The sequence below is a fragment of the Pseudomonas sp. TH32 genome (assembly GCF_016650855.1).
Lineage (GTDB): Bacteria > Pseudomonadota > Gammaproteobacteria > Pseudomonadales > Pseudomonadaceae > Aquipseudomonas.
On sequence record NZ_JAEKFA010000002.1, the window covers coordinates 974740 to 996692 of the forward strand.

A 21953-nucleotide genomic window follows, 5' to 3' on the forward strand; every position below is an offset into this window, starting at 1 on the left:
TGCATAAATCTTCCTCTCAGACTTGGAAACGACGGATGGAAAACGCTTCGATTGGTTGCCGGCTGGCTCCCGCGCAGACGATCTCTGCCAGGGCTTCACCGACCGCAGGGCCGAGCTGGAACCCGGCGCCGGCAAAGCCGAATCCGTGGAGCAGGCCGGGTTGGGTGCTGCTGTCGCCGATCACCGGTTCGTGGTCGGGCAGGTAACCTTCGGTGCCGCTCCAGGTGCGGATCGCCTGGGCACCTTTGAGGAACGGGTACAGCTCGCCGGCATTGCGCAGGATCTCCAGCACCGCCGCCTGGCCCGGGCGGGCCTGTTGCGGGCCGAGGGCAAAGCCGCGACCGCCACCGAGGATGCAATTGCCCCGGGCGACTTGCCGCGCATAAATCCCGCCGCCTTCGACGCCGGTGCTCACGTCCATCACCACCGGCAACGGTTCGGTCACCAGCATGGCCGGGTGCGCCGAGGTCATCGGCACCGGCTCGCCAAACTGCGCGGCCACGGTGCCGGCCCAGGCGCCGGCGCAGTTCAGCAGCCAGGGGGCTTGCAGCTGCAGCCCATTGGCACAGCGCAACTGAAACCGCTGGCCGTCATGTTCAAGATGGGTGACTTCGGTTTGCTCCATCACCCGGGCGCCGTGCCGTTGTGCGGCGCGGGCAAAGGCGGGGGAGACCAGGCGCGGATTGGCATGCCCGTCTTCAGGGCATAGCGAAGCGCCGACCGCCACATCACCCACCCACGGGAACCGCGCGCGCAGTTGAGCGTGATCGAGCATCTGCAGGCCCAGGCCAAAGCCCCGGGTGGCGTCGGCGTAAGCGTGCAGGGCAGCCAGGTCTTCGTGGCTGCGGGCCAGTTTCAAATGCCCGGAGCGCACGTACTCGCCGTCGATGCCGATCAATCCCGGCAGGTCGGACCACAGTTCATGGGCGCGTTGCGACAATGGCAATTGATGCAAGGGCCGACCCTGGCGCCGCACGCCGCCATAGTTCACGCCGCTGGAATGGGAGCCGCAGAAATCCCGCTCCAGCAGCACCACGCGCCGGCCTTTTTGCGCCAGCATCAAGGCCGCCGAAGCGCCGACAATCCCGCCGCCCAGCACGATCACTTCGCTGTCGATCATGGCTGCACCTCCACACCAAACGGCAAGGGTTTGATCGGTGCCTGGCCCCGCAGGCGGCCAACGTTCTCAATCTCGCGCCCACTGCGCTGGGCAATGATCTCTGCTGCCGCCAAACCACACATCCGGCCCTGGCAACGCCCCATGCCTACCCGGCAATGGGCCTTGACCCGGTTCACTTCCCAGTGGCCTTCATCCACCACCGCGCGCACTTCACCGACGCTGACTTCTTCACAGCGGCACAGGATCAGGTGATCCGGGGCTTCAGCGGCCCAGTTTTGCGGGAACGGAAAGGCGGTTTCCAGGCCATGCCGAAAGCGCTGGATGCCTGCCAGTTGCTGCTCCAACACAGGCCCGCGACGGTGGTCGATGGCAATGCCGGTGTCTTCCAGCAGCGCCAATGCCGCTCGCTCGCCGGCCATCTGCGCTGCATCGGCGCCCATGATTCCGGCACCGTCGCCAGCCAAATACACGCCCGCGACACTGCTGCGCCCGGCCGCATCCCGCTCGGGCAACCAGGCGCGGTTCAATGCATTCCAGGCAAACTCACAGCCGAGCAAATCCGCCAGTTGGGTCTCGCTGCGCAGGGCATGGGCGAAGGCCACGGCATCGCAGGCGACGTGCTGTTGATCCCAGTGGATGCCTGTCACTCGCTGCTCGCCCTCAACCCGCGACAGCGTCGCGCCCTGATGCACCGGGATGCCATGGGCCGTGAGCCAGGCGCGGTAATACAGACCCTTTGCCAGCGTCACCGGTTGGCCGAGCAGCGCCGGCAAGGCCAGGCATTGGGCGCTGAACGGTGCACTGTCGAGCACCGCCACCACCTTCGCCCCGGCCTTCGCGTATTGATACGCCACCAGGTACAGCAACGGTCCGCTGCCGCAAAACGCCACGCGCTCACCGATGGCGCAGCCTTGGTACTTCAGGGCAATTTGCGCAGCGCCCAGGCTGTACACCCCGGGCAAGGTCCAACCCGGCACCGGCAGGATACGGTCGGTGGCGCCGGTGGCGACGATGATCTGCGAATACTCGAGGCTTTCGGCGTGGCCGTGATTGAGCATGTCCAGGCGACCGTTTTCGGCGTTCCACACCAGGGTTTCCGGCCGGTAATCGATCTGCGTGGCCAGCGCGTCCATGGTGCGATGCAGCGCTGTCGCCTTGTCCGCTTCAAAGCCATACAACTGCTTGGCCGAGCGCTGGAAATTCGCCGGTTGGCGCCGGTAAATCTGCCCGCCACCGCGCAGGCTTTCGTCCACCAAAACCGGGGTTACACCATGATCGAGCAAGGTCCGTGCTGCGGTAATGCCCGCCGGGCCGGCGCCCACTATCACCACTGGATTCATGCCTGGCGCCCCGGATCACGACGAATCGCCTGGCCGTCTTCGAGCAACGTTGAGCAGGCGCGTACCCGCCGCCCATCTTCCAGCCGCACCCAGCAATCCTGGCAGGCGCCCATCAGGCAGAAGCCGGCGCGGCGCTCGGCGCTGAAATCACTGCCCCGCAGGTGCTCGGCACAGGTCAGAACGGCGGTCAGCAAAGTGTCCCCGAGCAAGCCCGTGGCAGGCTGCCCGTCGAGGGTGAACGCCAGGGTGGGCCGCTCGGTTTCGGCCAATCGTTTGAACAGAGCCATCAATGCTTCCCTACCAACACGCGATCCAGGCCGTAGACCCGGTCCAGCAAAATCATCGCCGCCGCCGTCAACGCAATCACCAGGGCTGACACGGCCGCCATCATCGGGTCGATGGATTCGGTGGCGTACACGTACATGCGCACCGGCAAGGTTTGGGTGGCCGGCGAGCTGACAAAAATCGACAGGGTGACTTCATCGAAGCTGTTGATGAACGCCAGCAGCCAGCCACCGGCCACGCCGGGCAAAATCATCGGCAAGGTGATCTGGCGAAACAGCGTGAAGCGGCTGGCTCCCAGGGATTCGGCGGCCTGCTCGGCGCTGCGGTCAATGCCGATGGCGGCGGCCAATACCAGGCGCAGCACGTACGGGGTGATGATCACCACGTGGGCCAGCATCAACCAGGTGAAGCTGCCGTTGACGCCCATCATGGCGAACAGGCGCAGCATCGCCACCCCCAGCACAAGGTGCGGGATGATGATGGGTGACAAAAACAGTGCGCTGAAGAAGTTGCGGCCGGGGAACTGGTAGCGACTGATCGCCAGCGCCGCCGGCACTGCAATCAATGTCGCCAGGGTGGCGGCAACGAACGCCAGGACCAGGCTGTTATAGAACGCCTGGATAAAATCCGCGCGTTCGAACACCGCATGAAACCAGCGCAGGGAGAAGCCCGACGTGGGCAGGCTCAAGGTGTTTTCCGGGGTGAAGGCCACCAGGCAGACCACTACCAGCGGCGCCATCATGAACAGCACCACCAGGCCGTGAAAGCCCAGGGCCAAAGGACCGTTTCTGGACATCGTCTTATACTCCCAGGGACTTTTTGTAGCGGCCTTCGACCATGCGGTTCCAGCTCAGCATGATCAGCAGATTGACCAACAGCAGCACCACCGCGATGGTCGCGCCCATGGGCCAGTTGAGTTCGGAGAGGTATTGGTCATAGACCACCGTGGCGACCATCTTCAGCCGGCGTCCGCCCAACAGGCCGGGGATCGCGAAGGAGCTGGCGGCCAGGCCGAACACGATCAGCGTGCCGGAGAGCACACCGGGCATTACCTGGGGCAGCACGATCTTGCGCATCACCGTGGCCTGGCTGGCACCGAGGGACAACGCCGCCTGTTCCGCCGACGGGTCGAGCTTTTGCAGGGAGGTCCACACCGGGATGATCATGAACGGCAGCATCACGTGCACCAGTGCGATGATCACCGCGAACGATGTGTACAGCAGCTTCACCGGCTTGCCGCCGAGGGCCTGGATCATCTGGTTCACCAGGCCATCGGCCCCCAGCAGCAGGCTCCAGCCAAACGCCCGCACCACCACTGAAATCAGCAGCGGGGTGAGGATCAGGATCAGGAAAATCGAGCGCCACGGCGTGCCCATGCGGCTGAGGATGTAGGCCTCGGGCACCCCGATCACCACGCACAGCAGGGTCACCAGGGCGCTGATCCAGAAGGTGCGCCAGAAGATTTCGTAGAAGTACGAATCGCTGAACAGCGACAGGTAATGGGCGAAGGTCCACTCATCAGCCTTCACCCCCACCTGATAGTCGAACACGTTGAACGACAGCACCAGTGTCAGGCCCAGGGGCAGAATCAGCAGCCCGAAAAACAGCACCAGAGCGGGCAGCGACAACAGGTAGCCACGGCTCATGCGTGCACCTCATCGGCGGCCAGCACCCGCAGCAGGCTCGACTCCCAGTCCAGGCCCACCACTGCACCGCAACCCAAAGGTGCGCTGCCGTCGTTGCGGCGCACCACGGTCAGCTCGCCGATCTCGGTCTTGATGCGGTACAGCCATTGGCTGCCAAAGAAGTAACTGTCGAGGATCTTGCCTTGCAGGCGACCGCTGCCTGCGGCCACCAGGTCGATTTTTTCCGGGCGCAGGCTCAGGGTCAGTTCGCCCTGGCCGGGCTCGAAACGTACTTGCGGGGCGCCGAGTTGATCGAAGTCGCCCGCCAGCAGGTTGGCCTTGCCGACAAAGTCCGAGATAAAGCGCGTGCGCGGGTGCTCATAGAGTTTGTAGGGGGCGTCGATCTGGGTGACGCGTCCGGCCTGCATCACCACCACGCGGTCGCTGATGGACAACGCTTCGGCCTGGTCGTGGGTGACCATCAAGGTGGTGATCCCGACTTCGCACTGGATACGGCGGATTTCGAACTGCATCTCCTCGCGCAGGTTGGCGTCGAGGTTCGACAGCGGCTCGTCCAGCAGCAACACCGGCGGCTCGATCACCAGGGCGCGGGCCAGGGCCACGCGCTGGCGCTGGCCGCCGGAAAGCTCCCGGGGGTAGCGCTCGGCGTGGGGCGCCAGGCGCACCAGCTCCAGCACGGTCTTGACGCGGCTGGCGATCTCGCCGGCGGGCACCTTGCGCATCTTCAGGCCGAAGGCGACGTTGTCGGCCACGGTCATGTGGGGGAAGAGGGCGTAGCTCTGGAACACCACGCCCAGGCCGCGGCTGGCGGGTTTGGCGTGGGTGATGTCGCGGCCATCGAGGAGGATCTGCCCACCCGTGACGTCGACGAAGCCGGCGATCATTTGCAAGGTGGTGGTCTTGCCGCAGCCCGAGGGGCCGAGCAGGGAAACGAACTCGCCTTTTTCCACCGCAAGATCAGTGGCGACCACCGCGTCGACGGCGCCGTAGCGTTTGCTCAAGGCGTTGAGTTGGAGAAAAGCCATGTCTGCGTTCCACCTTTTTGAGTCGCGTCGAAACGCGCTTTTTTGTTTTGGGCAGATGCGAAAAGGGTAGTGCGGGTGCGGTGGCGCTCGATCTTGAGTCGGCTGCCGTTAGTTGTTCATTTCGCCCCTGTGGACGCAGATTAGGGCGAAGACTAGGATGGCGGAAGATGGAATTTCACTGAACAGAGTACTTTTTTCAGTTTCATTCACTGATCAGAATTTAGTGTGAGATATCGGCTTATGGATTCCACTGAGCGGAATGAAAGTGTCAAAGAAGTCGGCGCCGGTGGCGTCTCACGGCTGTTTGCGTTGCTGCGCATTCTGGGTGCGGCGCCGGACGGGGGTGAACGGGTGACGCAACTGGCGCAGCAGGTGGGGTTGTCGCAACCCACCACCCACCGGCTGCTGCGCAGCCTGATGGACGAGGGCATGGTGGAGCAGGATGGGCGCAGCAAGCGATACCGCTTGAGCCTGGAGTTCTTTGCGCTGGCGGCGAACGCGGGCAACACCGGCAACCTGCGGGACCTAGTGCGGCCGAGCATGTTGCGCCTCAGTGCTTCGCTGGGGGATTCGTTGTTCCTGCTGGCGCGCAGCGGGTTTGATGCGATCTGCCTGGACCGCAGTGAAGGGCCGTACCCGATCCGTACGTTTACCGGTGACATCGGCGGGCGTGTGGCGCTGGGCGTGGGGCAGGGCAGTTTGGCGATCCTGGCGTTCCTGCCGGAGGAAGAGCGCGAGACGGTGATTCGCTACAACCTGCCGCGGCTCAAGGATTTTCACCTGTACGACGAGGTGTTTTTGCGTTCGGAGGTGGAGAGTGTGCGGCGGTTGGGGTATGCGGCGCGCAATACGGGGGTGCTGGAGGGCATGGCCGGGTTGGCGGTGCCGATCCTCGACCGCAATGGGCATGCGGTGGCGGCGCTGAGTGTGGCGACCATCAGCGACCGGCTGGGGCCGGGGCGGTTGCCGACGGTGGTGGAATTGCTGAAGCGCGAGGCGGCGGCGATCGGGCCGAAGATCAATCCGTTTGACCCGACGTTGCGTCGGCCTTCGCAGATCTTTGGTGGGTAGCGGGTGTTGGCCGCAATCGAGATCAACGGGGGGAGTACATATCCGTTTCTTCGGTAACGGCGGCTTATGGTTTCGCTCTTACAGCGACTCACTTTGGAAAAGCCCCAAAGTAAGCAAAGGGCTCTGCCCCGCCTGTCGGCACCTCGCTAAAGCTCGGTGTTCCCTCACTCCGGCATTGCTCCGCGGGCCGCCGCGACGGGGCGTCCCTGCCCCGTCGCGGCTAAACCGGCGTCCTGCCGGTTTACCCGCTCCTCAATCCCTGCGTTCGGCCTCGGGCTTATTGGGGCAGTCAGAGCCAGATCAAGATCAAAAGCAAAAGCACAGCGGCCTACAGGCCGGCTTGAGTGGTAGAAGCCAGAGCAAAAGCCAAAGCGAAAGCCAAATCTGAAACTGCTGCAGGTCTGCTTTTCTGTGGGAGCTGGCTTGCCTGCGATGCAGACAACTCGGTTTTTCAGATGCACTGAGGCGATGCCATCGCAGGCAAGCCAGCTCCCACATCTGGACCGTGCCCGCTCTGGCTTTAGATTTTGATTTTGCCTTTGCTTCACACCACTCAAGCCGGCCTGTAGGCCGCTGTGCTGTTGATCTGCTTTTGATCTTGATCTTAGGCGCCCCGTTAAACCACGCTGGCCGAACGCAGGTAGTACGGAGCGGGTAAACCGGCAGGACGCCGGTTTAGCCGCGACGGGGCAGGGACGCCCCGTCGCGGCGGCCCGCAGAGTAGTACCGGAGTGAGGGCACACCGAGCCTAGGCGAGGTGCCGAGTGGTGGGGCAAGAGCGTTTTGCTTACTTTTGCGCTTTTCAAAAGTGAGCCGCTGTAAGAGCGGAACCTATAGCAGCCGTTACCTAAATAATGGATATGTACTCAGCCCAGCACACACCAACAGAACCCTCAGCTCCCACATTAGACAGTCGCCATCGTTTGAGAACGCACCGGACTCATCGCCGCCATCGCCACCGAAGTCGCCGCCGTGCGCGTCTCTACCCCCAACTTCACATACACATGCTCCAGATGCTTGTTCACCGTCCTCGGGCTCAACCCGAGAATGTCGCCAATGTCCCGATTGGTCTTGCCACACGCCACCCAGCGCAGCACTTCCACCTCGCGTTCCGTCAATTGAAACCGCGCCGAGAGCAGCTTGTGCGCCGGCTCATCGTCCAGGGTGATCACGCTCGGCTGCGTCGCCGCCCGCGCCGACAACAGAATCCGCGAGGTACGCAAATGCGCCGCCACCCGCGCCAGCACCTCATCAGTCTGGATCGGCTTGGTCACGTAATCACTGCCACCCACCTCAAACCCCTGCACCACGTGCTTGCTGTCGGTCAGCCCGGTCATGAACACCACCGGAATGTCCGCGCTGGCCGGTTGCGCCTTGAGCCGGCGGCAGGTTTCAAAGCCGTCCAGGCCAGGCATCACCGCGTCCAGCAGGATCAGGTCCGGGCGCCGGCGTTGCACGCGGTTCAGCGCGCTGAGGCCGTCCAGCGCCACCAGCACCATGTAGCCGGCGTCGTCCAGCGCGTCGGAGAGCATCGCCAGGTTGTCCGGGGTGTCGTCGACAATCAGCACCACGCCGGGCTCAGCGCTGCGGGTCAAGGCATTCATCTTCGGCCTCCTTCAGGATTCGGTTGAGTTCTTCCAGGCGAAAGCTTTTCAGCAGTGCCCGAAGCTTGTTGATGAACGGCGTGGTGCCTGGGCTTTCCAGCACGATCGCGTCGAGCTTTTCATGCAGGCCACGCACGTAGCCGATGGCGCTCAGTTCGGCGAGCACGGCGAGGTCTTCGGCACTCGGCAGCACGCCCGGTGTGGCGACCGGCGCGACGATCGGTGTTCTGCGCCGCAGCCACTGCAAATCCAGATGCAGTTGCAGGCGCCCGAGCAATTCCGGGGTGCGCACCGGCTTGGCCAGGTAGTCGTTGCAGGCGCTCGCGATGCTGCGTTCACGGTCGTCGGTAAACGCGTTGGCCGAGATCACGATGATCGGCGCGGTAGACAGCGCGTTACGCCGGATCATCCGGCTGGTGGCCCAGCCGTCCATGGTCGGCATCGACAGGTCCATCAGGATCAGGTCCGGCGACAGCAGCGCTACCTGGCGGATCGCCTCCTGGCCGTTACTCGCCTGTGACACCTCAAAGCCCAAAGGCGTGAGCATGCCGCTGAGCACCTTGCGATGGTCCACATGGTCATCCACCACAAGGATGCGCCGCCGTTCGCCGTGGTAGCCGATGATGTCGTGCTCCACATGCACCACCGCCTGCGGCACCCGGACCTGGGACAGGAACAGCCGCACCTGGAAGCAGGTGCCCTTGTCCAGTTCGCTGACCACCCGCAATTCGCCGCCCATCAGCGAGGTGAGCATGCGGGTGATGGTCAGGCCGAGGCCCACGCCCTTGTCCTGGCGCATCAGGTCGCCGCGTTCGAACGGCTGGAAAATCCGCTCGATCTGCTCGGGGTCAATGCCGATGCCGGTGTCGATAATTTCGAAGTTGGCGGTCTCGCGCATGTAGCTGACCCGCAGGCGCACCTCGCCGCTGTCGGTGAAGTTGATCGCGTTGCCCAGCAGGTTGATCAGGATCTGCCGCACGCGTTTTTCATCGCCGCGCACCACGGCCGGGATCTTGCCCACGCAGTCCAGGCGAAAGCGCAGGCCCTTGTCTTCGGCCTGGGGGGTGAACATTTGCTCCAGGTCGTGGATCAGCTCCGGGAAGGGGATTTCGGTGAGTTCCAGGCGCAACTTGCCGGCCTCGATCTTGGCCACGTCCAGCAGGCCGTCGATCAGCGACAACAGGTGCGAGCCGCTGCGCAGGATGGTCGCCAGGGCGTCCTGATGCTGCTCGGGCATGGCGCTGTCGCGCTGCAGGATCTGGGTGAAGCCAAGGATGCTGTTGAGCGGTGTGCGCAGCTCGTGGGACAGCCCGGTGACGTAGCGGCTCTTGGCTGCGTTCGCCGCTTCCGAGGCTTCCTTGGCCTGTTGCAGGGCCTGGTCGGTGAGGCTGTGGGCGGCGATCTCCTGCATCAGCAGCGAGGTTTGCCGGTCGGACTCTTCCTGGGCGACGCGCCGGCTTTCGCGGGTCAGCACCACCCACCAGGCGAGCACGGCAGCCAACACCGAGAGCGTGAGGAACGCCTTGAAAAACGCCTGGTACAAGGTTTGCGAATGGGGCAAGCCCTGGGCCGCCTGCATGTAGATCAGGGCCAGTGCCCCGGCCAGCATCAGCACCAGCGCCAGTAACAAGCCGAGGTAGTGCGCCAGCCGGGTATGCAGGCGCGGCACCAACGTGGTCGGCAGCAACCAGCGCAATACGCCTTCGAACTGGCTGGCGAGGCGGGCGTGGGGTTTGCAGCGGTCGCCGCAGCGCGCATCCAGGGAGCAACACAGCGAGCAGATTGGCGTGCTGTAGGCCGGGCAGAACGCCATGTCGGCGGTTTCAAACGGGTTGCTGCACAGCCCGCAGATCACCAGGCCGGTGCCGGGTTGCGGGTGAATCAATTGTGCCTCGCTGCTGCGCGCAATGTAGTAGCGGCCCTTGGTCAGCCACGCCAGCAGCGGCGCCATGACCAGCGCGGTGCCCAGCGCGACAAACGGCGGCGCCGCCTGGGACAGGGCGCCGAACAGGCCGAAGTGGGCGAGGATCGACAGCAGCGAGGCAATCAGCATCGACCCGACGCCCACCGGGTTGATGTCGTAGAGGTGCGCACGCTTGAACTCGATGTGTTTGGGCGACAGGCCCAAGGGTTTGTTGATCACCAGGTCCGCCACCAAGGTGCCGATCCACGCGATGGCGATGTTGGCGTAGAGCCCCAGCACCTGCTCGATCACATCGAACACCCCCAGCTCCATCAGCATCAGCGCGATGGCGACGTTGAACACCAGCCACACCACGCGGCCGGGGTGGCTGTGGGTCACGCGGGCGAAGAAGTTCGACCAGGCCAGGGAGCCGGCGTAGGCGTTGGTCAGGTTGATCTTCATCTGCGAGATGAACACGAACAGCACCATCGCCCCCAAGGCCCATTCGGGGAGGAGAACACGTAGCCGAACGCGACGAGGTACATCTGGGTCGGCTCAGCGGCGCGCTCCATGGGGATTTCATGTTGCAGGGCAAGGAAGGCCAGGAACGCCCCCGCGAACATCTTCAGGGCGCCCGGCACGATCCAGCCGGGCCCGGCGCATAAGAGCGCGGCCCACCAGCGTTTGCGGTTGGCAGCGGTTTTTTCCGGGAGGAAGCGCAGGTAGTCCACCTGTTCTCCAATTTGCGTGACCAGCGACAGCGCCACGGTGCAGGCGGCGCAAAACGACAGCAGATTGAAGTCGCCGCCGTCGCTGCTGCGGCCGACGAAGCTGGTCCAGTCACTGAAGGCCTCGGGGTTTTTCCACAGTACGAAGCCGTAAGGCAGCACCAACAGCACCAGCCACAGCGGTTGGGTCCACAGTTGCAGGCGGCTGATCAGGGTCACGCCGTACGCCACCAGCGGGATCACCAGCAGCGAGCAGATCACATAGGCGATGGCCAGCGGGATATGGAAATACAACTCCAGGGCCAGGGCCATGATCGCCGCTTCGAGGGCGAAGAACAGGAAGGTGAAGCTGGCGTAGATCAGCGAGGTGATGGTGGAACCGATATAGCCGAAGCCCGCGCCGCGAGTCAGCAGGTCCATGTCCACGCCATAGCGGGCGGCGTAATAGCTGATGGGCAGGCCAGTGAGGAAGATCACCAGGCTGATGGCGAGGATCGCCCAGAAAGTGTTGGTGAACCCGTAGCTCAAGGCCAACACGCCGCCGATGGCCTCCAGTGCCAGGAACGACACCGCGCCGAGGGCGGTGTTGGCAATGCGCAGTTCCGACCATTTGCGGAAGGATTTCGGGGTGTAGCGCAGGGCGTAGTCTTCCATGGTCTCGTCGGCGACCCAGGAATTGTAGTCGCGGCGGATCTTGACGATGCGCTGGGTGCCGGGGAGGGGGTGCACGGTGGGTGGCTCCAGGAAGTGGGCAAGGTTGGATGAGCAAGTTCCATGCCCCGATTCAAAATGTGGGAGCTGGCTTGCCTGCGATAGCGCTGGGTCAGGCATAGGGGCGTCGACTGATACACCGCTATCGCAGGCAAGCCAGCTCCCACATTGATCGGTGGTGTTTGGGCGGGCGGGATCCTGCTCGAAAATGGTGCGCAACGGCATACGTCAAATGACGTACCCCGTTACGTCAGGCTGCGTATACCCGCCGTGGCCACCTGCCGCCATGCTGAACCCCTCATTGCAGAGGAGTCGCCCCATGGAATCACGATTAATCCGCTCCAAACCGTTGTTAGCCTTATCACTGCTGGCGGCGAGTCTGTTCAGCCATGGCGTCATGGCCGATAACGATGGCCTGGCGGTGACGCCTACCGAAGTCACCGTCGGCCAGTTGCACTCGGCCACCGGCACCATGGCGATTTCCGAAACCGGTTCGATCCAGGCCGAACGCCTGGCCATCGAGCAGATCAACGCTTCGGGCGGGATTCTCGGGCGGCAGATCAAGGTGATCCAGGAAGACGGCGCGTCCGACTGGCCGACCTTCGCCGAAAAGGCCAAGAAACTGCTGGTCAACGACAAGGTGGCCGCCGTGTTCGGCTGCTGGACTTCAGCGTCGCGCAAAGCCGTGTTGCCGATCTTCGAGAAAGAAAACGGCCTGCTCTACTACCCGACCTTCTACGAAGGCCTGGAACAGTCGAAAAACGTGATCTACACCGGCCAGGAAGCCACCCAGCAGATCCTCGCCAGCCTCGACTGGATCGCCAAGACCAAGGGCGCCAAAACCTTCTACCTGGTGGGCTCGGACTACATCTGGCCGCGAACCTCGATGAAGATCGCGCGCAAGCACATTGAAAACGTCCTGCACGGTACCGTGGTCGGCGAAGACTACTACCCGCTGGGCAACACCCAGTTCGGTTCGCTGATCAACAAGGTCAAGCTGAAAAAGCCTGACGTGGTGTTCGCCGCCGTGGTGGGCGGCTCCAACGTGGCCTTCTACAAACAACTCAACGCGGCGGGTGTGAACGCGTCCAAGCAAACCCTGTTGACCCTGTCGGTGACCGAAGACGAACTGCTGGGCATCGGCGGCGAAAACATGGCCGGCTTCTATGCCTCGATGAAGTACTTCCAGAGCCTCGACAACCCGAACAACAAAGCCTTCGTGGAAGCGTTCAAGGCCAAGTACGGCAAGGACGCAGTCATCGGCGACGTGACCCAGGCGGCCTACCTCGGCCCATGGTTGTGGAAAGCGGCGGTGGAAAAGGCCGGCAGCTTCGACGTGGATAAAGTCGTCGCCGCGTCCCCAGGCATCGAGCTGAAAAACGCGCCGGAAGGCTACGTGAAGATCCACGAAAACCATCACCTGTGGAGCAAGTCGCGCATCGGCGAAGTGCAGCCCAATGGCCAGTTCAAGGTGATCTACGAGTCGGATCTGATCGAGCCGAACCCGTTCCCGAAAGGCTACCAATAGCCCTGGATCAGGCATTGATCTAACGGTTGGAACCGGGTTTGTGTGGGAGCTGGCTTGCCTGCGATGGCATCCCCTCGGTGCAACTGAATGACCGAGTCGCCTGCATCGCAGGCAAGCCAGCTCCCACATAAAAACACAGGCAAAAGCAGTCCGCATTTCAACCTCCCGCTCAGGAGACCATCATCATGGAATGGCTATCGGAATTTGGAGCCATCGCGGCGATGCAGGGGTTCAACGGCTTGTCCGTGTTCTGCGTGCTGTTGCTGATGGCATTGGGACTGGCAATCATCTTCGGCCAGATGGGCGTGATCAACATGGCCCACGGCGAGTTCCTGACCATTGGCGCCTACACCACGTACGTCTGTTCCAGCCTCACCGCGCACTTCGCGCCGAGCTTCCAGCCGTATTACTTTTTCTTTGCCATTGCCCTGTCATTCCTCGTCGCCGGCGCCGTGGGCTGGCTGGTGGAATGGGCGATGATCAGCCGTTTGTACAAACGGCCGCTGGACACCTTACTCGCCACCTGGGGCCTGTCCCTGGTGATGCAGCAAACCTTCCGCTCGGTATTCGGCGCCCGTGAAGTGAGTGCCGAACCGCCGGCCTGGCTGATGGGGTCGGTGAACCTCACCGACGCCATCGAAATCCCGCGCAACGGCCTGTTCATGATGGGCCTGACCCTGCTGCTGACCGGGGCGATATTCGTCATGCTCTACCGCTCGCGCTGGGGCCTGCAGGTACGCGCCACCGTGCAGAACCGCTTGATGAGCCGCGCGGTGGGCATCAATACGCGCAAGGTCGACCGCATGACCTTCGCCCTCGGTTGCGGCGTGGCGGGCGTGGCCGGTGCGGCGTTCACCACCATCGGCTCCACCGGGCCGACCGCCGGTTCGCAGTACATCGTCGACACCTTCCTCGTGGTGGTGTTTGGCGGCGCGCAAAGCCTGTTCGGCACCATCGCCTCGGCGTTCGTGATTGCCCAGACCCAATCGCTGTCGGAGTTTTTCCTCAGTGGCTCGATGGCCAAGGTGCTGACGCTGTCGTCGGTGATTCTGATCCTGATGCTGCGCCCGCAAGGGTTGTTCTCCATCAAAGTGCGCAAGTAGAGGCGAACCGATGAAGGCTTTAGACAAGCTGCTGGGCGGCCAGCAAAACCTGATCGGCATCGTGCTGCTGGCGGTGTTGATCCTCGTGGTGTTCCCGCTGACCCTGGACGCGTTCCGGCTGAACATGGTCGGCAAGTACCTGACCTACGCGTTCGTCGCGGTGGGCCTGGTGCTGTGCTGGGGTTATGGCGGGATTCTCAGCCTTGGGCAGGGCGTGTTTTTCGGCGTCGGCGGCTATTGCATGGCGATGTTCCTGAAGCTTGAGGCCTCGGACCCCGAGAGCACCAAGATCCAGTCCACCCCGGGCATACCGGACTTCATGGACTGGAACCAGATCACCCAGCTGCCGTGGCTCTGGCAACCGTTCCACAGTTTCTCGTTCACCCTGTTTGCGGTGATCGCCGTGCCGGTGCTGCTGGCATTCATCATCGGCATGGCGCTGTTCAAGCGGCGGGTGGGCGATGTGTATTTCTCCATCGTCACCCAGGCGATTGCACTGATCCTCACGGTGCTGATCGTCGGCCAGCAAGGCCTCACCGGTGGCGTCAACGGCATCACCGACCTCAAGACCCTGCTGGGCTGGGACCTGCGCGGTGACGGGGCGAAGATGATCCTGTACTTCATCAACGCCGGCCTGCTGTTTGGCTGCATTTTCATCGGCCGCTTCATCCTCGCCTCGAAGCTTGGCCGGCTGTTGATGGCCATGCGCGACAAGGAAGAGCGCGTGCGGTTTTCCGGGTATGACGTGGCCAGCTTCAAGATTTTCGTGTTCTGCGTGGCGGCGGCGTTCTCGGCGATTGGCGGCGCGATGTTTGCCTTGCAGGTGGGCTTTATGTCGCCGTCGTTCGTGGGCATCGTGCCGTCGATCGAAATGGTGATTTTTGCCGCGGTCGGCGGGCGCATGTCGCTGCTGGGGGCGGTGTACGGCGCGTTGCTGGTGAACTACGGCAAGACCTACTTTTCCGAATCCTTCCCCGAACTGTGGCTGTACCTGATGGGCGGGCTGTTTATCGCCGTGGTCATGTACTTCCCCAACGGCCTGGCCGGGCTGTGGGACAGCCATGGTCGCCAGGCCTTGGCCAGACTGCTGCGCCGCCCACCGGTGGTAAACGTCGAACCGGCGAAGATCAAGCCCAAGGCTGAAGCCAAGATCCTGGAGACACAGCCATGACCGCCGTCGGTTTTGAAATGAAAAAACCGGTGTTGGCCATCGAAGGCCTCACTGTGTCATTCGACGGCTTCAAGGCCGTCGACAACCTCAACCTGTATATCGACCGCAATGAAGTGCGGGTGGTGATCGGCCCCAACGGCGCCGGCAAAACCACGGTACTGGACCTGATCTGCGGCAAGACCCGCGCCACCAGCGGCAGCATCCAGTTCGACGGCCAGGAACTGACCAAAATGCGCGAATACAACATTGTGCGTGCGGGCGTGGGGCGCAAGTTCCAGAACCCGTCGATCTACGAAAACCTGACGGTGTTTGAAAACCTTGAAATGTCGTATCCGGCCGGGCGCAAGGTGTGGGGCGCGCTGTTTTTCAAGCGCAACGCCCAGGTGATCGCGCGGGTCGAGGAAGTGGCCCGGGAAATCTTCCTCGGCGACTTGTTGCAACAGCAGGCCGACCTGCTGTCCCACGGGCAAAAACAGTGGCTGGAGATCGGCATGCTGCTGATGCAAGACCCCGAATTGTTGATGCTCGACGAGCCGGTGGCCGGCATGAGCGTCAACGAGCGGGCGCAAACCGCCGAGTTGCTCAAGCGCATCAGCCAGGGCCGCTCTGTGCTGGTGATCGAGCACGACATGGAGTTCGTCAAAAGCATCGCCCACAAGGTCACGGTGCTGCACCAGGGCAAAGTGCTGGCCGAGGGCAGCATGGAGTCGGTGCAGAGCAATCCGAAAGTCATTGAAGTGTATTTGGGCCACTGAGGAGTCGGGCATGTTCAAGATCGACAAACTGTCGTGCGGGTACGGGCAGAGCCAGATTCTTCACGACCTGGAGCTGAACGTGGCCAAGCGTGAGATCGTCGCGGTGATGGGGCGTAACGGGATGGGCAAGACCACGTTGTTCAAGAGCCTGATGGGTATTCTGCCGCAGTGGCAGGGGCAGGTGAGTGTGGATGGGCATGATGTGTCGAAGCTTGAAACCCATGAGCGGGTGGAGCGGGGGATTGCCTATGTGCCCCAGGGGCGGATGATTTTTCCCAGCATGAGTGTGTTGGAGAATATTCAGACCGGGTTGCCGGCTTCGGCTCGGGGCAGGGTGCCTGAGGATTTGTATGCGTTGTTTCCGGTGCTGTATGACATGCGTTCGCGCAAGGGTGGGAATTTGTCTGGGGGGCAGCAACAGCAGTTGGCGATTGCCCGGGCGTTGGCGACCAATCCGAAGGTGTTGTTGCTGGATGAGCCGACTGAGGGGATCCAGCCTTCGATCATCAAGGACATTGCTCGTACGCTTAAGGAGATTCGCAATTTGCGGGATTTGACGATTGTTGTTTCTGAGCAGGTGTTGTCGTTTACGTTGGAAATTGCTGATCGGTTTTTGGTGATTGAGAAGGGGAGGTTTGTGATTGAGGAAACCCGGGATCGGGTGGATGAGGCGACTATCAGTCGGTATTTGTCGGTGTGATTTGGCGGGGTGCATATCCGTTATTTGGGTAACGGCTGCTTATGGTTTCGCTCTTACAGCGACTCACTTTGGAAAAGCCCCAAAGTAAGCAAAGGGCTCTGCCCCGCCTGTCGGCGCCTCGCTGTGGCTCGGCGTTCCCTCACTCCGGCGCTGCTCCGCGGGCCGCCGCGATGGGCCATCCTTGGCCCAGCGCGGCTAAACCGGCGTCCTGCCGGTTTACCCGCTCCGCACCACCTGCGTTCGGCCTCGGGCTTATTGGGGCAGTCAGAGCCAGATCAAAATCAAAAGCAAGAGCACAGCGGCCTACAGGCCGGCTTGAGTGGTAGAAGCCAGAGCAAAAGCCAAGGCGAAAGCAGAGCTGCTTTTCTGTAGGAGCCGGCTTGCCGGCGAAAAACCTGAGAGCGCCGCGTTGAATCAGTATGCCCGCGTCATCGTTAGCGACCATCGCCGGCAAGCCAGCTCCTACAGGGGACCGTGCCCGCTTTAGATTTTGATTTTGATTTTGCCTTTGCTTCACACCACTCAAGCCGGCCTGTAGGCCGCTGTGCTGTTGATCTGCTTTTGATCTTGATCTTAGGCGCCCCGTTAAACCACGCTGGCCGAACGCAGGTGGTACGGAGCGGGTAAACCGGCAGGACGCCGGTTTAGCCGCGACGGGGCAGGGACGCCCCGTCGCGGCGGCCCGCGGAGTAATGCCGGAGTGCGGGCACACCGAGCCTGAGCGAGGTGCCGAGTGGTGGGGCAAGAGCCTTTTGGTTACTTTTGGGCTCCTTTCAAAAGTGACCCGCTGTAAGAGCGGAACCGATATCAGCCATCACCCAAATAACGGATACACACACAGCCCGTCACAGCACCAGCCGAACCTCGGCACACAACCCTCCGCCATCCCGATTGCTCAGGGTCAACTCCCCGCCAATCGCCACAGCCAGTTGCTGGGCGATCGCCAGCCCCAGCCCGGTGCCCCCCGTGCCGCGATTGCGCGAGCTCTCCACCCGGTAAAACGGCTGCATCACCTGCACCAGTTCATCCTCGGCAATCCCCGGGCCCCGATCCAGTACTTTGATCGACAGCTCCCCGGACGACGTCGAACCCACCTCCATCTGCGCCGCCCCGGCAAATTTCAGTGCGTTGTCCACCAGGTTCACCAACACCCGGCGCAACGCATGGGGCCGGGTATCCAGCACCACTGCGCTTTTGCCGGTCAGGCTGACTTGCTTGTTCATGTCCTGGTAATCAAACACCAGGCTGTCGAGAAACGCGTCGAGGTTGATCCGGTGGCTGGCTTCGGTCGCGCCATGCACGCTGCGGGCATAGGCCACGCCTTCGCGCACCAGGTGCTCCATTTCCCCCAGGTCGCTCCAGAGCTTTTCCCGGTCTACCGAGTCTTCCATGAACTCGGCACGCAATTTCATGCGGGTGATCGGCGTCTGCAAGTCGTGGGAGATCGCCGCCAGAATCTGCATGCGCTCCTTGAGGTACTCGGCAATCCGTTTTTGCATTTCGTTGAACGCCGCCGCCGCATGCGCCACTTCGGTGGGGCCGGTTTCGTCCAGTGGCGTAGGGTGCGCATTCGGGTCAAGGGTTTCCACCGCCCGTGCCAGGCGTGTCAGCGGGCGGATGGCGATGCGCACGGCGATCCAGGTGCAGACCAACAGCACCAGCAACTGCAGCACCAGCACCACCGGCAACCAGAAGGCAAACGGGATCGGCTTGGGGTAGACGTCAATGGTGACCGGGCTGCCATCGGCCAGGGTCAGGTGCGCCTGGAAGTGTTTTTGCAGGCCCGGGATGTCGCGAAAGGTCAGCGGGTAATGCTCGCCCAACGCATCGGAAATCGAGGTCGCGGCCATGGGCACGTCGTCGCTGGCCATCGGCTCGCCGGGTTCGCCGGCATTCAGCAGGTAGCGGTAGGCGTTGCGGTCGAGGCGCGGCAGCCAACTGGCGCGCTCGGCGGCGGGCAGGCGGTCGAGGATCGCGATGGACGTGGATACGTCGTTCTCCAGGTTGCCCAGCATCACGCTGCGGGCGCTCATGTAGCGCTCATAGAACTGCGCGCTGAACGACAGGGCGTTGGCGCACAGCAGGCTGACGATGAAAATCACCGACAGTTGCGCCGCCAGGGTGCGCGGCCAGCGAAACGAAAGGGTCATGCCGAGTCCCCGAGGATTTCCACCGCCAGGGAGAACACATAGCCTTCGCTGCGCACGGTCTTGATGTAGGCCGGCTCGCGGGCGTCATCCAGCAGGCGCTGGCGCAAACGGCTGACCAGCAGGTCGATGGAACGGTCGAACAGGTCCGCGTCCCGGCCCTGGGTCAGGTTCAGCAACTGGTCGCGGTTGAGCACCCGTTGCGGGTGGTCGAGAAACACTCGCAGCAGGCGGTATTCGGCGCCGCTCAAGGCCACCAGGGTGTCGTCTTCGTCCAGCAGATGGCGGGCGGTGGTGTCCAGGCGCCAACGGCCAAAGCGGATCAGCCGGCCGCTTTCCGTCACCACCAGGTTCGGCGGCAGCATCCGGGTGCGCCGCAGCACGGCGTTGATGCGGGCCAGCAGTTCACGGGCAGCGAAGGGCTTGACCAGAGTAGTCGTCGGCGCCCATTTCGAGGCCGATGATGCGGTCGGTTTCGTCGTTGCGCGCGGTGAGCATCAGGATCGGCGTGGCCTTGTGCTTGCCCACCCGCAGTTCGCGGCACAGCTGCAAGCCGTCGTCGCCGGGCATCATGATGTCCAGCACGATCAGGTCCACGGGCGTGGTGTCCAGGAAGCTGCGCATCTGCCGGCCGTCAGCCACCACGGTGGTACGCAGGCCGTTCTTTTTCAGGTAGTTGCCCACCAGTTCGCGGATCTCCCGATCGTCATCGACAATCAGAATGTGATCGACGTGATCCATGCTGCCTTCCTCGTTGAATAGTCATTGATGCGCAGTCTAGCCACTGCCGGCGGGCTTGCCTTGTGCCCTTTGTATTGCAGTGTATCTGGCGGTGACGAGATACACGTCGACGCAAAAATCCGGGCTTGGCCGACACAATCCGGATACCTCGCAAGGTTCAAATGAGCCCATCGAGGTAATCCGCCTCGGCTCACTTGAACCCCCGGGGAACCGCCCATGAATCTCAAAGCTACCTATGCCGCCTGCCTGTTTGCCGCACTCACTGGCCTGAGCGTTGCCGCCCATGCCGAAACCACCGCCAGCCAGCCGGACATCCACCAGGTGGTGTCGATCTCCGAAGAGGCCGGCGGCGCCCTGTGCGGCATCGTCAACTCGCACCTGACCTACCTCGATTCCGAGGGCCAGCGCCACGTACTCGACTACCGAAAATTTGCCAGCAACTGCCTTGAAGGCAGCTGAGGAGACCGGCCATGAACCCACTCAACAGCTTTCTCAGCGCCCTGGCGTTTTCCATGGCGGGTGTGGCGGCGGATGTGAATGCCGCCACCGCCAAAAAACTCACCGGCAGTGAAACCTGCTTCCAGAATACGCCGCTGGCGCAAAACGGCGCGGGTCGCAAACGCGACGAAACACCCCCGGCCACGAGGTGACACCCATGAACTTCATCCGATACCTGCGCCGCTCAAAAGGCCTGCTCCTGTTGGCACTGGTGGTTGCCCTGGTCGGCGTGCCCAAGGCGGTCAACTACCTGATCAACAACGTCGACGCCGAAAGCTTCAGCCAATCCGAAGAGCGCATGCCGTCCCTGGACGGCGCCGTGGCGTGGCTCAACTCGCCACCGCTGACGGCCGAGGGCTTGAAGGGCAAGGTGGTGCTGGTGGATTTCTGGACCTACGACTGCGTCAACTGCCAGCGCAGCCTGCCGTATGTCAATCAGTGGGCGAAGAAGTACGCCAAGGACGGGCTGGTGGTGATCGGTGTGCACACCCCCGAAAACGCCTACGAGAAAGTCCTGGATAACGTGCGTACCCAGGTCAGGAAACTGGGCATCCAGTACCCGGTGGCCATCGACAACGATTACCGGATCTGGCGCGCCTTCGATAACCAGTACTGGCCGGCCCATTACTTCTTCGACGCTACCGGCAAAGTGCGCTACAGCCATTTCGGCGAGGGCCGCTACGACAACCAGGAGAAAGTCATCCAGGCGTTGCTGGAAGAAGCCAGGGCGGCGAACGCACCCACCTAAGCTAATGCCAAAAAGGTATTTATTGTCGGGTTTTTAGATCGTTTAGCTTCGCCACTCCACCACTATGTTCATGGAGTGAGCTACCGATGTCGCACCCGCTGGCAATCCATACCTTGCCCTTGCTGGACCTGGCGCTGCTCGACGGCACGCCGGCCCAGCGCGGGCAGTTTCTCGATGACCTGCGCCACGCGGCGCGGCATATCGGTTTTTTCTACCTCACCGGCCATGGCATTGACGCCGATTTGCTCACTCGGGTGCAGCAGCAGGCGCGGCAGTTCTTCGCCTTGCCGGAGGCCGAAAAACTCGCCGTCGGCATGATCAATTCCCCGCACTTTCGCGGCTATAACCGCGCCGCCTCGGAGATCACCCGTGGGCAGCCGGACCTGCGTGAACAGTTCGACCTCGGCGCCGAGCGCGAGCCGTTGCAACAAGGCCCGAACTCACCGGCCTGGTCGCGCCTGCAAGGCCCCAACCAATGGCCCGCTGCGTTGCCCGAGCTCAAGCCCTTGTTGCTGGCCTGGCAGCAGGCGATGACGCAGATGTCGTTGCGCCTGCTACGGGCCTTTGCCCAGGCCTTGTCGCTGCCGGAAAACGCCTTCGACCCGCTGTACGGCGACAAGCCCAACGAGCACATCAAGCTGATCCGCTACCCCGGCCGGCATGCCCGGCAAAGTCGCCAGGGCGTGGGTGCCCACAAGGATTCGGGGTTTCTCAGCTTCCTGCTGCAGGACCAGCAAGCCGGCCTGCAAGTGGAAGTGGAGGAGGGACGCTGGATCGACGCCTCGCCGCGCCCCGACACCCTGGTGGTGAACATCGGCGAATTGCTGGAACTGGCCACCAACGGCTACCTGCGCGCCACGGTGCACCGGGTCGAATCGCCGCCGTTGGGCAGCGAGCGCCTGTCCCTGGCGTTTTTCCTCGGTGCGCAACTGGACGCGGTGGTGCCGGTGTATCAGTTGCCGCCCGAGTTGCTGCGCGATGCCCACGGCCCCACCAGCGACCCGCGTAACCCGCTGCTGCGGGACGTCGGCTGGAACTACCTCAAGGGCCGCCTGCGTTCCCACCCGGATGTCGCCCAGCGTTTTTACGCCGACGCCACGATTCCCCAAGCCCTGTCCGCCTGATAAGG

At 62.8% G+C, this 21953-nt stretch carries 17 protein-coding genes and 3 pseudogenes; 10 read left to right on the forward strand and 10 right to left on the reverse strand.

Features of this window, described 5'->3' with window-relative positions; translation table 11 throughout:
• Positions 1–16 precede the first annotated feature (16 nt).
• The 6 genes from JFV30_RS08280 to JFV30_RS08305 are packed head-to-tail and all read right to left on the reverse strand — an operon-like array spanning position 17 to position 5416.
• Positions 17–1120: an NAD(P)/FAD-dependent oxidoreductase gene (locus tag JFV30_RS08280; RefSeq protein WP_201122997.1), complete on the reverse strand. Its 1104-nt coding sequence runs from the start codon at positions 1118–1120 to the stop codon at positions 17–19.
• Complete coding sequence (locus tag JFV30_RS08285; RefSeq protein ID WP_201122999.1) at positions 1117–2460, reverse strand: FAD/NAD(P)-dependent oxidoreductase; 1344 nt, start codon at positions 2458–2460, stop codon at positions 1117–1119. The genes JFV30_RS08280 and JFV30_RS08285 overlap by 4 nt, the downstream gene beginning before the upstream one ends.
• Positions 2457–2747 carry a (2Fe-2S)-binding protein gene (locus JFV30_RS08290; RefSeq protein WP_010175266.1) on the reverse strand — a complete coding sequence of 97 codons (291 nt, stop codon included), beginning with the start codon at positions 2745–2747 and terminating at the stop codon, positions 2457–2459. Before JFV30_RS08290 ends, JFV30_RS08285 begins: the two co-directional genes overlap by 4 nt.
• Positions 2747–3541 carry an ABC transporter permease gene (locus JFV30_RS08295; RefSeq protein ID WP_010175265.1) on the reverse strand — a complete coding sequence of 265 codons (795 nt, stop codon included), beginning with the start codon at positions 3539–3541 and terminating at the stop codon, positions 2747–2749. The genes JFV30_RS08290 and JFV30_RS08295 overlap by 1 nt, the downstream gene beginning before the upstream one ends.
• 4 nt (positions 3542–3545) lie before the next feature.
• Positions 3546–4391 carry an ABC transporter permease gene (locus tag JFV30_RS08300; RefSeq protein WP_010175264.1) on the reverse strand — a complete coding sequence of 282 codons (846 nt, stop codon included), beginning with the start codon at positions 4389–4391 and terminating at the stop codon, positions 3546–3548.
• Positions 4388–5416 (reverse strand): ABC transporter ATP-binding protein, encoded by a 1029-nt coding sequence (locus JFV30_RS08305; protein WP_201123001.1) that lies wholly within the window; start codon positions 5414–5416, stop codon positions 4388–4390. The genes JFV30_RS08300 and JFV30_RS08305 overlap by 4 nt, the downstream gene beginning before the upstream one ends.
• A gap of 240 nt (positions 5417–5656) precedes the next feature.
• Here JFV30_RS08305 and JFV30_RS08310 point away from each other — a divergent pair, with 240 nt between their 5' ends.
• Positions 5657–6487 (forward strand): IclR family transcriptional regulator, encoded by an 831-nt coding sequence (locus JFV30_RS08310; RefSeq protein ID WP_010175261.1) that lies wholly within the window; start codon positions 5657–5659, stop codon positions 6485–6487.
• A gap of 905 nt (positions 6488–7392) precedes the next feature.
• Here the strand turns inward: JFV30_RS08310 and JFV30_RS08315 are convergent.
• Together JFV30_RS08315 and JFV30_RS08320 are read right to left on the reverse strand one after the other, a co-directional pair.
• Positions 7393–8091 carry a response regulator gene (locus tag JFV30_RS08315; protein ID WP_010175255.1) on the reverse strand — a complete coding sequence of 233 codons (699 nt, stop codon included), beginning with the start codon at positions 8089–8091 and terminating at the stop codon, positions 7393–7395.
• Positions 8066–11451 (reverse strand): annotated as a pseudogene (locus JFV30_RS08320) (ATP-binding protein). The gene JFV30_RS08315 and the pseudogene JFV30_RS08320 overlap by 26 nt, the downstream one beginning before the upstream one ends.
• Before the next feature lie 301 nt (positions 11452–11752).
• Between JFV30_RS08320 and urtA the strand changes: the two are divergent.
• From urtA to urtE, 5 genes are all read left to right on the forward strand, one after another.
• The gene (gene urtA / locus JFV30_RS08325; RefSeq protein ID WP_010175253.1) at positions 11753–12961 is read left to right on the forward strand and encodes an urea ABC transporter substrate-binding protein; all 1209 of its coding nucleotides are present in this window, start codon (positions 11753–11755) and stop codon (positions 12959–12961) included.
• Positions 12962–13146: 185 nt separating this feature from the next.
• Complete coding sequence (gene urtB / locus JFV30_RS08330; RefSeq protein ID WP_169387756.1) at positions 13147–14064, forward strand: urea ABC transporter permease subunit UrtB; 918 nt, start codon at positions 13147–13149, stop codon at positions 14062–14064.
• Positions 14065–14074: 10 nt separating this feature from the next.
• Positions 14075–15235, forward strand: coding sequence for an urea ABC transporter permease subunit UrtC (gene urtC / locus JFV30_RS08335; protein WP_201123002.1), 1161 nt, complete (start codon positions 14075–14077; stop codon positions 15233–15235).
• Positions 15232–15990 (forward strand): urea ABC transporter ATP-binding protein UrtD, encoded by a 759-nt coding sequence (urtD, locus tag JFV30_RS08340; RefSeq protein WP_003218258.1) that lies wholly within the window; start codon positions 15232–15234, stop codon positions 15988–15990. The genes urtC and urtD overlap by 4 nt, the downstream gene beginning before the upstream one ends.
• A 10-nt stretch (positions 15991–16000) precedes the next feature.
• The gene (urtE, locus tag JFV30_RS08345) at positions 16001–16690 is read left to right on the forward strand and encodes an urea ABC transporter ATP-binding subunit UrtE (RefSeq protein WP_010175249.1); all 690 of its coding nucleotides are present in this window, start codon (positions 16001–16003) and stop codon (positions 16688–16690) included.
• An 845-nt stretch (positions 16691–17535) separates the two neighbouring features.
• On the opposite strand, the gene JFV30_RS08350 is transcribed toward urtE, so the two are convergent.
• Both JFV30_RS08350 and JFV30_RS08355 read right to left on the reverse strand, forming a co-directional pair.
• Entirely contained in the window at positions 17536–18840 is a 1305-nt protein-coding gene (locus tag JFV30_RS08350) for an ATP-binding protein (protein ID WP_201123004.1), read from the reverse strand.
• Positions 18837–19578, reverse strand: a pseudogene (locus JFV30_RS08355) (response regulator). Before JFV30_RS08355 ends, JFV30_RS08350 begins: the two are co-directional and overlap by 4 nt.
• A 216-nt stretch (positions 19579–19794) precedes the next feature.
• Here JFV30_RS08355 and JFV30_RS08360 point away from each other — a divergent pair.
• From JFV30_RS08360 to JFV30_RS08375, 4 genes and pseudogenes are all read left to right on the forward strand, one after another.
• Positions 19795–20037: a DUF2790 domain-containing protein gene (locus tag JFV30_RS08360; protein ID WP_201123006.1), complete on the forward strand. Its 243-nt coding sequence runs from the start codon at positions 19795–19797 to the stop codon at positions 20035–20037.
• An 11-nt stretch (positions 20038–20048) separates the two neighbouring features.
• The gene (locus JFV30_RS08365) at positions 20049–20228 is read left to right on the forward strand and encodes a hypothetical protein (protein ID WP_029616083.1); all 180 of its coding nucleotides are present in this window, start codon (positions 20049–20051) and stop codon (positions 20226–20228) included.
• 77 nt (positions 20229–20305) lie between these two features.
• Positions 20306–20824: pseudogene (locus tag JFV30_RS08370) on the forward strand (thioredoxin family protein); the annotation flags it as partial.
• An 86-nt stretch (positions 20825–20910) separates the two neighbouring features.
• A complete protein-coding gene (locus JFV30_RS08375) occupies positions 20911–21948 on the forward strand; it encodes an isopenicillin N synthase family dioxygenase (RefSeq protein ID WP_201123010.1) in 1038 nt (345 codons plus the stop codon).
• The last annotated feature ends 5 nt before the right edge of the window (positions 21949–21953 follow it).